The following is a 12,582-nucleotide window of genomic DNA, read 5'->3' on the forward strand; positions in this document are numbered from 1 at the left end:
CGGGACACGACCCGGAGCCCGGCACCGGCCGGGGCCCACGGCGGGACCCGGACCCGGGCGCCGCAGGGGGCGCGGCGCGGGACCGCGAGCCGGACACGGAACCGAACACCGGGCGGGACAAGGGCGCGGCCACCGGGCCCGCCGCCGACCGCAAGACCCGCGTCACCGTGCTGGTGGCGCTCCTGGCGAACCTGGTCATCGCCGTCGCCAAGGCCGTCGGCGGGGTGGTCGCGCACTCCCCGGCCCTGCTGTCGGAGGCCGCGCACTCCGTCGCCGACAGCTTCAACGAGATCTTCCTGCTGGCCGCGCTGCGCCGCAGCCGCCGCCCCGCCGACCGCCGGCATCCCTTCGGCTACGGCAAGGAGCGTTTCTTCTGGTCGCTGCTGGCCGCCGTCGGCATCTTCGTCATGGGCGGCTGCTTCTCCTTCTTCCAGGGGGTCGAGGCCCTGCGCGACGGCGCCGACGAGGACTTCCTCGGCTACACGGTGGGCCTGGTCGTCCTCGGCGTCGCCCTCCTCGCCGAGGGCGTCTCCCTGCTGCGGGCGCTGCACCAGGTGCGCAAGCAGGGCGGCGGCAGCGGACTGCGCGACCCGGCGCTGCGCACGGTCGTCGCCGAGGACGGCACCGCGGTGCTCGGCGTCACCCTCGCCATGATCGGCATGGCGCTGCACTGGGTCACCGGGCAGGTCGTGTGGGAGGCCTCCGCCTCGCTCGCCATCGGCGCGCTCCTGGTCTACGTCGCCTACCGGCTCGGCCGCGACGCCCGCGACCAGCTGATCGGCGAGGCCGCGGACCCGGAACTGAGCGGCCGGATCGGCGCGCTGCTGCGGGCGCAGCCCGAGATCGACAGCGTGGAGGCGCTGTTCACCATGAAGATGGGGCTCGACTCCATGCTGGTGGCCGCGCGGATCGACCTGGCTCCCGGCCTGGACAGCGAGCACGTCGAGCAGGTCGCCGTACGCATCAAGCGCTCGATCGCCCACACCGTCCCGGACGCGGACCAGATCTTCCTGGACGTCACCGACCGCCCCGCCGAGGAGGCACGGCAAAGCCCCGCCGCGACGGGGGAACGCGGCGGGGCCTGAGGAACGGGTGCCCGGACCGGCCCCGCTCCATGCGCGGCGCGGCCGGGTTCTTCCTCACTGCCCGTCGGCCGGCTCCAGCACGAACACCGGGATCTCCCGCGAGGTCTTCTCCTGGTACTCGGCGTACGGAGGGAACGCCTGGACCGCCCGCCGCCACCACTCGGCCTTCTCCGCCCCGGTGACCTCACGGGCCGTCATGTCCCGCTTGACCGGGCCGTCCTGCAACTCCACCCGCGGGTCGGCCCTGAGGTTGAAGTACCAGAACGGATGCTTGGGCGCGCCGCCCTGCGAGGCCACCACCGCGTAGCGCCCGTCGTGCTCCACCCGCATCAGCGGGGTCTTGCGGAGCTTGCCGCTGCGCGCTCCCCGCGTGGTCAGCAGGATCACCGGAAGCCCGGTGTCCTTGAGCGTGGTGCCCTTCGTGCCGCCGGAGCCCTCGTACAACTCCACCTGCTCCCGCACCCACTCGGTGGGGCTGGGCTCGTACTCGCCCTCAAGAGGCATGGCGTCCGTCCTCTCCTCGCATCCAGGTGCCCGCTCGGGCGCCGCCGTCCGCGGCGGCGCCGGCACGCCTCCATCCTTACCACCCGGCCGGTTCCGGAAGGGCGAACCGGCCATCGGACGGCCGTATCCCGCCAGAGCGGCCCGTGAGGAACCACCGTCGGGCCGGGCCGCCTCGCGCGGGTCCTGCCCGTGGCCCTTCACTCTCACCCCGGCGACAGCGCCATCCGTACCACCACTGCGTGATCACACCGCTGGACGCCAGGGCCGTCACCAGCCGTCCCCGGGAGCCGGTCAGGGCCCGCCCCAGCAGCGCGCCGCCCGCGGCCGGCAGCACCTGCCGGCTCGCCGACGCGCCGAACGCCGCCGGCACGAACGCGCCCGCTCCAGCGGGGCCGCCGCGCCACCGGCCCGGGCGCCGCCGAGAACCAGGGCACGGTGGCCGGATCGAGGAGGGTGATTCCGAGCAGCCCGAGACACGCCCGCCCGGCACCGGGCGCGGGCGGTCCGGCGCGCACGGCGGGCCGGTGCGCCCGGTGCCGCCGTAGGGCGCACCCCGCACCCTGCACCGCCGGCGCGGCGAGCACGAGGACCGAGACCCAGCGCAGCGGCCCGAGCACCGGCCGCAGCGCACCGGCAAGAGCAGGGCCGCCGAGCACGGCCGGCAAGGCGTAGGGGCCGTCGGCGGCGACGACGCCGGGCGCCGCGAACACCCCGGTGCGCAGGGACGTCCGCGCGGTCAGGGAGACCGGGTGCGCCCCGACGGCGCCCACCGGCACGGCGACGCCGTACCCGGCGAGCAGCCCGCGACCGGCGCGGCCGCCGTCATGAGCGCGGCGGACCGGGCCTCCGGGGGGCGGGGCCGCTGTCGCCGGTCGGCCGGACGGGCGGCGGACAGGGGCGGCGGCAGGAGGTCGGTCGTGGACATGGCCGGATCCCGCTGGGCGAGCCCCCGCCGCGGCAACCGGTTTACGATGCGGAGGAGAGGCTTGTCGGCCAGATCCCGCGGATCTCCGATGTGGCCGAACTTCCCGTCGCCCTATAGATGCCTGGGGCATCTAATGAAGATCGGCACGACGCACCCTTCGTCTGCGAGGTCTTCCATGCCGGACCCGACCACCACCACCCCCCGACCCACCGAGCCCGTCGCGTTCCCGCAGGACCGCACCTGCCCCTACCACCCGCCCACGGGCTACGACCCGCTGCGCACCGACCGGCCGCTGTCCCGCGTCACCCTCTACGACGGCCGCCCGGTCTGGCTCGTCACCGGGCACGCCCTCGCCCGCGACCTGCTGGCCGATCCGCGGCTCTCCAGCGACCGCACCCGGGACGGCTTCCCGGCGACCACGCCCCGCTTCGCGGCGGTGCGCAACCGCCGGACCGCGCTCCTCGGCGTCGACGACCCCGAGCACCGCACCCAGCGGCGCATGATGGTCCCCAGCTTCACCCTCAAGCGGGCCACCGCGCTCAGGCCCCGGATCCAGGGCATCGTGGACGAGCTGCTGGACGCGATGATCGCGCAGGGGCCGCCCGCCGAACTGGTCGGCGCCTTCGCGCTGCCCGTGCCGTCCATGGTGATCTGCGAGCTGCTCGGCGTCCCGTACGCCGACCACGAGTTCTTCGAGGAGCAGTCCCGGCGGCTGCTGCGCGGACCGGACGTCGCCGACACGCTCGACGCGCGCGAGCGACTGGAGGGATACCTGGGCGACCTGGTCGACCGCAAGCAGAAGGAACCCGGGGAGGGCGTGCTGGACGACCTGGTCCGGCAGCGGATGGCCGAGGGCGAGGTGGACCGCGCCGAGGCGGTCGCGCTGGCGATCATCCTGCTCGTCGCCGGCCACGAGACCACCGCCAACATGATCTCGCTGGGCACCTACACCCTCCTCCAGCACCCCGAGCGGCTGGCCGAGCTGCGCGCGGACCCGGCGCTGCTGCCGGCCGCGGTGGAGGAGCTGATGCGGCTGCTGTCCATCGCCGACGGACTGCTGCGCATGGCCACCGAGGACATCGAGGCGGCCGGCACGACGATCCGGGCCGGCGACGGAGTGATCTTCTCCACCTCCGTCATCAACCGCGACCAGGACGTCTACGCCGAGCCGGACGCGCTGGACTTCCACCGCCCGGCCCGCCACCACGTCTCCTTCGGCTTCGGCATCCACCAGTGCCTGGGCCAGAACCTCGCCCGCGCCGAGCTGGAGATCGCCCTGGGCGCCCTCCTGCGGCGGCTGCCCGGCCTCGCGCTGGCCGCCCCGCCGCAGGAGATCCCCTTCAAACCCGGCGACACGATCCAGGGGATGCTGGAACTCCCCGTGACCTGGTAAGAGGCTGCTCTCATGCCCATCGACATCGACAAGGACGTCTGCATCGGCGCCGGCCAGTGCGCACTGGCCGCACCGCATGTGTTCACGCAGGACGACGAGGGCTTCAGCACCCTGCTGACCGACCCCGAGACCGGCGCCGCCGACCCGATGGCCCGCGTCGCGGCCAAGGCGTGCCCCGTGGGTGCGATCACGGTGACGGCCCCGTCCGACTGAGGACCGGCGCGCCCGCCGGACCCGCGTGCCCGGACCGGGCTCGTGTCCTCGGCCCGTCCGTCCCCCGCCCACTGCCAGGGACGCGTGCCCCGTCCGGGCTCGTGCCTCCCGACCGGTTCGTCCGGGCCCGTGCGGGGTGCGAGGCGCGCGCCCTGTCCGGACGCGGTTCGTCCGGCCCGACCTGTGCGGACTCCGGGGCGCGTGCCGCCCGGCGCGCGGTCCGCCGTCCTTCGGGGTCAGGCGGCCGGCCGCCGGGGCGTGGCGCGCGCCGCCTCTCCCGCTCGCCCTCACCCGACCCGGCCCCGCGCCTGCGCCCCGTCCTCCTCGTGCCGCTCGGGCGCCGGCACGTCCAGGGCCGACAGCGGCAGGCGGCGCAGCAGGGTCGGGTCGGCGATCACCTCGTAGGCGGCGATCCGGTCGTCCCGGACGGTGATGTCCAGGGCGAACAGGAGGCGGCCGTTCGGAGCGACCACCGCGCCGACGCGACCGCGGACCAGGGCCGCGGCGGCGTACCGGGCGCGCTCGCGCAGGGCGACCGTGCCCTCCGCCACAGCCCGCGCGCCCCGCAGCTCCGCCGGCACCCCGGCGGGCAGCGCGGCGGGGTCGGCCCGGCGTACGACGTCCGGGGCGAGCACGTCCAGGAGCGCGCCCAGGTCGCCGCCCCGCGCGGCGGCCAGGAACCGCTCGACGACCGCGCGGTGCCGTTCCAGTTCGGCCGCGGACACCGACGGGACGCCCCGCACCTTGTGCCGGGCCCGGCTGGCCAGCTTCTTCGCGGCCGGCTGCGAACGGTCCAGCACGGCGGCGACCTGGTCGAAGGGCACCGCGAACACGTCGTGCAGCACGAACGCCACCCGCTCCAGCGGGCTCAGCGTGTCCAGGACGGCCAGCAGCGCCACGCCCACCGAGTCCGCGAGCACCGCCTCCTCCTCGGGCGCGCCCGGACCACCGCCGGCCGCCTCCGGCGCGTCGTGCCCGAACGGGTCCTCCCGCCGGGCCGTCCTCGTGCGCAGCATGTCCAGGCAGATGCGGGAGACGACCGTGGTCAGCCAGCCCGCCAGGTTGTCCACGCCGTCCGCGCCGGTCCGCGCCAGCCGCAGCCACGTCTCCTGCACGGCGTCGTCCGCCTCGCTCGCCGAGCCCAGCATGCGGTACGCCACCGCGCGCAACCGCCCGCGCCGCCGCTCGAACAGCCGGGCCAGCTCCTCGTCGTCCGCGAGGGAATCCATGGGGTCACCTTTCCGTGTCGTGCTCCGTCACCCCACTGACGTATCCGACCCGAACGAGGTGACCTTCCGATGCCCGACACGCTGCTGCACATCGATTCCAGCGCCGACGCGACCGCCGACTCGGTGAGCCGCCGGCTGACCTCCCGTTTCGTCCGCGCCTGGCGCGAGCGGCACCGCACGGCCGAGTACCGCCACCGCGACCTGGCCACGACGCCCGTCCCACCGCTCACCGCCGCCTACACCACCCTCGGCCGGCGCGTGGAGCGCGAGGGCTTCGCGTCCCCGGCCAAGGTCCCCGCGCTGATCGGGAGCCCGGCCGAACAGCGGGAGTGGGACCTCACCCTGCCCCTGATCACCGAACTGCGCTCCGCGCACACCGTGCTGGTCGGGGTCCCGATGTACAACTTCTCCGTGCCCGCCGCCCTCAAGGCGTGGATCGACCGGGTGACCTTCCCGGGGGCGTTCACCGACCCGGACTCGGGAGAGAGCCTGCTGAACCGGACCCGGGTGGTCGCGGTCATGGCCCGCGGTGGCGGATACGGCCCCGGCACCCCGCGCGAGGCCTACGACTTCCAGACGCCCTACCTCAGGGCCTACTTCGGCAACCTCGGCGTCGCCCCCGACCGGCTCCACCTGGTCGCGGCCGAACTCACCCGCGTGGACGTCCTCCCGCGCCTCGCCGGCCTGGAACACCTGGCCGCGCGGTCGCTCGCGGCGGCGGAGGACGCACTGACGGAGCTGGCGCGGACGGTGGCCTGAGCCTGCGGCCCGCCGCGGAACCGGCCGGCGCCCCGGCCCGGCCCTGAGGCCGGGCCCGGATGGCCCCGGCCAGGCCCCGTCAGGCCCGGACGGCCCTCGGCAGAGTTCGGGCAGGTGCCCGCCGGGCCCGAGCAGGTTCCGGCTTGCACCGGACGGCTCCGGCAGCGGCGGGCAGGGCCCAGCCCGCCCCGGACAGCCCCGGCAGGGTTCGGCCAGGACCCGGACGGGTGCTGTCGGGACCCGGGCGGGTTCCGGGGGCGCCCTGGGGCCCTCCCCGGGCGCCGTCCCGGCGCGCGCCGTCGCTCAGCCGGTCCCGGCGACCCCCAGCAGAAGCCGGGCCGTCTCGCGCGCCTCCCGGGCGGGCCGCGTGCCGCCGGCCGTTCCCGCCGCCGCGATCGCGCCCTCGGCCAGCAGGAACAGCGCGCCCGCCAGCGAGGCGGGCCGCCCCGCGTCGGCGACGAGACCGGCCAGATACGCCCGGAAGGCCCGCTGGTGCGCCCGCACCTGCGCGGTCACCCGGGCGGAGGACGGCCCCAGTTCGCCCTGGGCGTTGATCCAGGCGCAGCCGCGGAAGCCGTCCTCGCCGAACCAGTCCTCCAGCCAGTCGAACACGGCGAGCAGCCGCTCCTCGGGGTCGCCCCGCTCCGCGACGTACGCCGCGAGCCGCCCGCGCCAGCGGGTGTCACGCCGCTCCAGATAGGCCTCGACCAGCCGTTCCTTCGCGGGGAACAGCTGGTAGAGCCGCTTGAGGGAGACCCCGGAGGCGGCCCGGACGTCGTCCATGCCGACCGCCTGGATGCCGCGCCCGTAGAACAACCGCTCCGCGGCGTCCAGCGCCCGCTCCCGGGCCGCCGTGGTGTCCATCGGCGCACGACCTCCTCGACCGGCTTCCTTGACTGGAGAACGACCGTTCTCTAGGTTATCGGACCATCGGAGAACGTGCGTTCTCCGCCCGGTCCCGACCGCCCGCCGAGGAGCGCCCCATGGCCGACCGCCCGCCCCTGCCGCCGTTCACCCGCGAGACCGCCGCGCAGAAGGTCCAGGCCGCCGAGGACGCCTGGAACACCCGCGACCCGCACCAGGTCGCCCTCGCCTACTCCGAGGACTCCGTCTGGCGCAACCGCGACACCTTTCTCACCGGCCGCGCCGAGATCGTCGCCTTCCTCACCGCCAAGTGGGAGCGCGAACTGGACTACGCGCTGCGCAAGGACCTGTGGGCCTTCGACGGCGACCGCATCGCCGTGCGCTTCCAGTACGAGTCGCAGGACATCGAAGGCCGGTGGTGGCGCTCGTACGGCAACGAGCTGTGGCGCTTCGACGAGCACGGCCTGATGACCCGGCGCGAGGCGAGCATCAACGACGTGCCGATCGCCGAGAGCGAGCGCCGCATCCTCGGCCTGCGCCCGCCGGCCGAGCACGGCCGCTCCTTCCCGGTGTGGTGAGGCGCCCGGAGAGGGTTCAGTAGGGTTCCGGGATGACCGAACAGGCCCCGGAACCAGCCGAGAACCCCTTCCTCTACGTCGTCGTCTGCGCCGCCGGCGTCGCCGAGGGCGTCGGCGCGCTCCTCACCGCCGCGCGCGGGCGGGGCTGGGAGGCCGGCGTCATCGCGACCCCGGCCGCCATGAACGGCTTCTTCGACGTCGCCGCCGCCGAGGCGCTCACCGGCCGCCCCGTCCGCTCCGCCTGGCGCACCCCCGCCGACCCGCGCCCCTTCCCGCCGCCGGACGCCGTGGCCGTCGCGCCCGCCACCTTCAACACGATCAACAAGTGGGCGGCCGGCATCGCCGACACCCTCGCCGCGGCCACCCTGTGCGAGGCCCACGGCCTGGGCGTCCCGGTCGCCGTCCTGCCCTGCGTGGCCGACGCGCTCTCCGTCCACCCCGCCTATCAGGACAGCCTCACCCGCCTGGGCGCGATGGGCGTCCGCTTCGGCGACCCGCACCCCGGCGAACCCGCCCCGGACGGCGGCAGGCCCGGCTTCGCCTGGGAACGGGCTCTGGACCTGCTCGACCCCGCCCAGGCCGACCGGGACGACACCCCGCCCGGCCCCCGGTCCGCCATCCGGTACGACCCGCCGACATGATCGCCGACGGCCTAGGCTCGTTCTGGCAACCCGAAGAGGTGCCGGTGACCACCCGAAGACGGGAGCAGCAACGATGCAGTACGTGAAGCTCGGTTCGACGGGCCTGGACGTGTCGCGGATCTGTCTGGGCTGCATGACCTACGGCGTGCCCGACCGGGGCGCGCACGAGTGGACCCTCGACGAGGAGGCCTCACGGCCCCTGATCCGGCAGGCCCTGGAGGCCGGGATCACCTTCTTCGACACGGCCAACGTCTACTCCGACGGCACCAGCGAGGAGATCGTCGGCCGCGCGCTGCGCGACTACGCCCGCCGCGAGGACGTCGTCCTCGCCACCAAGGTGCACGGCCGGATGCGCCCCGGCCCCAACGGCGCCGGCCTGTCCCGCAAGGCGATCATGACCGAGATCGACGACAGCCTGCGCCGGCTCGGCACCGACTACGTCGACCTGTACCAGATCCACCGCTGGGACCCGCACACCCCGGTCGAGGAGACCATGGAGGCACTGCACGACGTGGTGAAGGCGGGCAAGGCCCGCTACATCGGGGCCAGTTCGATGTACGCGTGGCAGTTCTCCAAGGCGCAGTACACCGCGCGGCTCAACGGCTGGACCCGTTTCGTCTCCATGCAGAACCACTACAACCTCCTCTACCGCGAGGAGGAGCGCGAGATGCTGCCCCTGTGCGCGGACCAGGGCGTCGGCGTGCTGCCCTGGAGCCCGCTCGCCCGGGGCCGCCTCACCCGCGACTGGGGCGCCACCACCCACCGCAGCGACACCGACGCCTTCGGCAGCACCCTCTACGCGGAGGGGGACCGCGCCATCGTCGAGGCGGTCACCCGGATCGCCGAGGAACGCGGCGTCCCGCGCGCCCAGGTGGCCCTCGCCTGGCTGCTGCACCAGAGCACGGTCACGGCGCCGATCATCGGAGCCTCCAGGCCGGGGCACCTTACGGACGCCGTGGCCGCGGTGGAACTGGAGCTGACCGAGAAGGAGATCGAGGAACTGGAGCGGCCCTACGGCCCCCACGAGGTCAGCGGCCACTGACCCGCCCGCACCCTGAGGCCCGTACGGCGCGCATGCCGTACGGGCCGCGGCATGCCCGGCCCCCGGGCCCCCGGCCTGCGCTCTCCGAGCCGAACTCCGGGCCCCGGCGACAATTGCGGTCCGGAATCCATCGGTCGCGGGTAATTGACAATTCGTCAACAGATCCATTTCCAGGGGGATATGCGGAAAACCGCGTGATCTCTTGTTACTCCCTGTTCACTTGTGGAAAGGTGAGGCCCCGAAAGGCCGAAGTCCCCCAGCTTGGTACGGACTTGATCCGCGGTGAGTACGGAGGAAAGCAGCCGTGAAAAACCCGGACCCGTCCCTTTTCCCCGAACCGTCCGGTCCGTTCGGCAGCACGGACCAGGAACTGAGCGAGGAACTGCGGAAGTGGACCGGAGCGACGCCCGCCCTCAACCCCGTCGGTGAACTCCTCGACCGGCACTGGGAAGCAGCCTTCGCCTACGCCCGGCTGTGCACCGCCGGGCCGAACCCCGCGGGCATGCTCACCACCCAGGCCTTCACCCGCCTGTTCGGACAGTCGCTGCGCCGGACCGGGCCGACCGCCGCGTGGCGTCCCCGGCTGCTGGTCACGGTGCGCCGGATCGCGGGGGAGTGGGGCGCGGACCACCGGCGGGAGATGCTGTACCCGGAACTGCGGGCCGCCGCCGGTGCCGGCGCCGGTGAGGGGGTCGCCGCGTCGCTGCTGCCGCCGGTCGAACGGCGGCTGCTGTCCCGCGCGTTCCAGCGACTGCCGCAGCCGGCCGCCGCCCTGCTCTGGCACACCGAGGTCGAGGCGGAACCGCCCGCCGCGCCCGCCCGGCTGCTCGGGTTCGACGAGGCGGGTGCACGCGTCGAACTCGGGCGCGCCCGCGAGCGGCTGCGGGAGGAGTGCCTCCAGGTCCACCGCGAACTGGCCACCGAACGGGACTGCCTGCGGTACTTCCGGCTGCTGGACGTGACCTACCGGCGCGGTGGCATCGACGTCGACCCCGATCTGCGGCAGCACCTGGCCGGCTGCACGCACTGCCGGCACACCGCCGGGCAGCTGGCGCCGTTCAACTCGGACCTCGGCACCGCGCTCGCCGAGGGCGTCCTCGGCTGGCGCGCCCGGGAGTACCGGGTACTGCGCCTGGCCGCCGCGGCGGAGCCGGGTGACGGGCACGGCCATGACTTTGGTGCGGCCCCGCCGCTCGCCGCCGACGTCGTCGGCGGCGAGGCGTTCACGCAGGTTGTGGCGCACATGCCCCCCGGCGCTTTCGCACCGCGTGAGGCGGACAGGGCTCCCGGCGCTTTCGCACCGCGTGAGGCGGGCACGGCGAGCGAGGCGTTCCGACCGCCTGGATCGGGTGCGCCGTCCGACGCGTTCGGCCCGCCTGGGGCGGGTGCGGCGCCCGATGGCTTCGCCCCGCCCGGTTCGGGTGCGGGGAGTGGAGGGTTCGCCCCGCCCGGATCGGGTGCGGTGCCCGACGCGTACGCGCCGCCCGGATCGGGTGCGGTGCCCGATGCCTTCACCCCGGCCGGCATGGGTGCGGCGGCCGGTGGCTCTGCCCCGCTCGGATCGGGTGCGGGGAGTGGAGGGTTCGCCCCGCCCGAATCGGGTGCGGTGCCCGACGCGTACGCGCCGCCCGGATCGGGCGCGATGCCCAACCCCCTCACCCCGCCCGGATCGGGTGCGGGGCCCGAAGCCTTCACCTCGCCCGCCGTGGGCGAGGCGTCCGACTTCTCCGCCCCGTCCGGGGAGGGCGCTGGGCCGGACGCCTTCGCCCCGTCACCCTCGGGAGCACCGGCGGCGGGCGCGGCTTGTGCCGATCCCGACGCGTCGCCGCCGGGATCGGCCCCTCCCGCCCACGTGCCGCCACGACCCGACTCGTCGCCCTCCGCGCCGCCCGGCGCGCCGCCGTGGGGCGCGGGCGGCCGCTTCGCCGCCACGACGGCCGGCGGCTCGGCGGGCTCCGCGACCGGCGGGGTGCAGACGCCGGACGGGCAGCGCGAGACGGCGGGGGAGTGGCGGTTCGCCCCCGCCGCCCGTGACGCCGGCGGGCCGACGGCCGGCGGTCCGGCCGGGTCCGGCGGCTTCTACGGATTCGCGGGGGACGCCCGCCCCGCCGCCACAGACGCCGGTGACGCGCCCGGGCCCGGGCCCGGAGGAACGTTCGGCATGGCGGCGGGCGGGCCCTCCGCCCGCGGGACCGGTGGCCCCGGCGGAACGCCGAGCACCGCCGCGGTCGGCGACCCGGCCGAGTCCACCGCACCCGGCCGGTCCCCGCTGGACAGGCTGCTCTCGTCCGCCGCCGGCCGGCGTCTCCTGCAGGCCGCCGGCAAGCGCTCCCCGGCCGCCGGCAGGCAGCCCGGAGCCCCCACGGACGAGTTCGGCGGGGCCGGGGGCCCCGGCGCGTCGTCCGCCGTACCGGGCACCGCCCCGGCGGCCGGGAACCGGGCCGCCGACGGGTCATCCGCACCGGCCGCAGGCCGGGCCCCCGGACGCTTCCGCGCTCCGGCCGGGAACCTGGCGGGCGGCGGCCGTGCCGTCGGCGAGTCCGCCGCGTCCGTCGGCGGCCGGGCCACAGGCGGGGCGGGCGGGCCTCAGACCGCCCGTCCCGCCCGCGAGTCGAGCACGGCGACCGGCGCCCCCGCCGGTGGCCGGTCCGCCCGGCGGACGGCCCGGCGGGCGGTGCGGAACCGGAACCTCGCCATCGCCGCGGCGACCGTGAGCGGTCTCGTCGTGCTCCCGCTCGCCGTCTGGTCGGCCCTCGGCCCGGGCGACGGCGCCGACCCCGCCGCCGGAGGCCGCCCCGGCGGTTCGGCCGCGCCCTCCGGCACGGCGTCCCCGGCTCCCGCGCCCACCTGGGCCGGGACCGGCGCCGCGGGGAAGACCACCCTGCGGGGACGGCTGCACAACGCGGCGTCCGGGCTCTGCGTCGGCATCGTCGGCGGGAAGGCCGTCACCGGGGCGGAGACCGGGCTGGCCGCGTGCTCCGCCCAGCCCGGTCAACAGTGGGCGTACGAGACCGACGGGCTGCTGCGCAGCGGCGCCGCGCCCGGACTGTGCCTCGACTCGCACCTCGGCTACTCCGTGCAGCTCGCCCCGTGTGTCGCCGCCGGGGCGCCGGGCGGCCGGAACATCCGCTACGACTTCACCCTCCAGGGCACCCTCGTCCCGCGCTTCGACCAGGACCTGGCGCTGACCCCGGCGGCCACCGACGGCGCGGGCGCTCTCGTCCTCAAGACGCGGGCGAAGACCGAGACCCAGCGCTGGTCGATCGACACGCCCTCCACCGACCTCCGGATGGACGTGGCGAACTGGGCGACACACGGCGTCCCCCGGCCCTGATCCGGCGACGGCGCG

12 protein-coding genes are annotated in these 12,582 nt (G+C 75.7%); 8 read left to right on the forward strand and 4 right to left on the reverse strand.

The window, feature by feature from the left end; genetic code table 11:
- The first annotated feature begins 167 nt into the window (after positions 1-167).
- Positions 168-1,085, forward strand: coding sequence for a cation diffusion facilitator family transporter (locus AB0N63_RS21470; RefSeq protein ID WP_365530658.1), 918 nt, complete (start codon positions 168-170; stop codon positions 1,083-1,085).
- A gap of 54 nt (positions 1,086-1,139) precedes the next feature.
- On the opposite strand, the gene AB0N63_RS21475 is transcribed toward AB0N63_RS21470, so the two are convergent.
- Both AB0N63_RS21475 and AB0N63_RS21480 read right to left on the reverse strand, forming a co-directional pair.
- On the reverse strand, positions 1,140-1,589 hold the full coding sequence (locus AB0N63_RS21475; protein WP_365530594.1) for a nitroreductase family deazaflavin-dependent oxidoreductase: 450 nt from the start codon (positions 1,587-1,589) through the stop codon (positions 1,140-1,142).
- 203 nt (positions 1,590-1,792) lie between these two features.
- Entirely contained in the window at positions 1,793-2,644 is an 852-nt protein-coding gene (locus tag AB0N63_RS21480) for a LysE family transporter (RefSeq protein ID WP_365530595.1), read from the reverse strand.
- A 45-nt stretch (positions 2,645-2,689) separates the two neighbouring features.
- On the opposite strand from AB0N63_RS21480, the gene AB0N63_RS21485 reads away from it, so the two are divergent.
- Together AB0N63_RS21485 and AB0N63_RS21490 are read left to right on the forward strand one after the other, a co-directional pair.
- Complete coding sequence (locus AB0N63_RS21485; protein WP_365530596.1) at positions 2,690-3,907, forward strand: cytochrome P450; 1,218 nt, start codon at positions 2,690-2,692, stop codon at positions 3,905-3,907.
- 12 nt (positions 3,908-3,919) lie between these two features.
- Positions 3,920-4,120 carry a ferredoxin gene (locus AB0N63_RS21490; protein ID WP_019983478.1) on the forward strand — a complete coding sequence of 67 codons (201 nt, stop codon included), beginning with the start codon at positions 3,920-3,922 and terminating at the stop codon, positions 4,118-4,120.
- Between the two features lie 287 nt (positions 4,121-4,407).
- On the opposite strand, the gene AB0N63_RS21495 is transcribed toward AB0N63_RS21490, so the two are convergent.
- Positions 4,408-5,349: a sigma-70 family RNA polymerase sigma factor gene (locus AB0N63_RS21495; RefSeq protein ID WP_365530597.1), complete on the reverse strand. Its 942-nt coding sequence runs from the start codon at positions 5,347-5,349 to the stop codon at positions 4,408-4,410.
- A gap of 69 nt (positions 5,350-5,418) precedes the next feature.
- Here AB0N63_RS21495 and AB0N63_RS21500 point away from each other — a divergent pair, with 69 nt between their 5' ends.
- Positions 5,419-6,108 (forward strand): NAD(P)H-dependent oxidoreductase, encoded by a 690-nt coding sequence (locus tag AB0N63_RS21500; protein ID WP_365530598.1) that lies wholly within the window; start codon positions 5,419-5,421, stop codon positions 6,106-6,108.
- 303 nt (positions 6,109-6,411) lie between these two features.
- Here AB0N63_RS21500 and AB0N63_RS21505 read toward each other — a convergent pair whose 3' ends face one another.
- Positions 6,412-6,972, reverse strand: a complete 561-nt coding sequence (locus AB0N63_RS21505) for a TetR/AcrR family transcriptional regulator (RefSeq protein ID WP_365530599.1) — start codon at positions 6,970-6,972, stop codon at positions 6,412-6,414.
- A gap of 119 nt (positions 6,973-7,091) precedes the next feature.
- On the opposite strand from AB0N63_RS21505, the gene AB0N63_RS21510 reads away from it, so the two are divergent.
- The 4 genes from AB0N63_RS21510 to AB0N63_RS21525 all read left to right on the forward strand — a co-directional run bounded on the left by AB0N63_RS21510 (position 7,092) and on the right by AB0N63_RS21525 (position 12,567).
- A complete protein-coding gene (locus AB0N63_RS21510; RefSeq protein WP_365530600.1) occupies positions 7,092-7,550 on the forward strand; it encodes a nuclear transport factor 2 family protein in 459 nt (152 codons plus the stop codon).
- A 32-nt stretch (positions 7,551-7,582) separates the two neighbouring features.
- The gene (locus AB0N63_RS21515) at positions 7,583-8,191 is read left to right on the forward strand and encodes a flavoprotein (RefSeq protein ID WP_365530601.1); all 609 of its coding nucleotides are present in this window, start codon (positions 7,583-7,585) and stop codon (positions 8,189-8,191) included.
- 73 nt (positions 8,192-8,264) lie between these two features.
- A complete protein-coding gene (locus AB0N63_RS21520; RefSeq protein WP_365530602.1) occupies positions 8,265-9,233 on the forward strand; it encodes an aldo/keto reductase in 969 nt (322 codons plus the stop codon).
- 304 nt (positions 9,234-9,537) lie between these two features.
- A complete protein-coding gene (locus AB0N63_RS21525) occupies positions 9,538-12,567 on the forward strand; it encodes a ricin-type beta-trefoil lectin domain protein (RefSeq protein ID WP_365530603.1) in 3,030 nt (1,009 codons plus the stop codon).
- Positions 12,568-12,582: the final 15 nt, after the last annotated feature.

Origin of the sequence: Streptomyces sp. NPDC093260, from assembly GCF_040683715.1 — a bacterium.
Classification (GTDB): Bacteria; Actinomycetota; Actinomycetes; order Streptomycetales; family Streptomycetaceae; genus Streptomyces; species Streptomyces sennicomposti.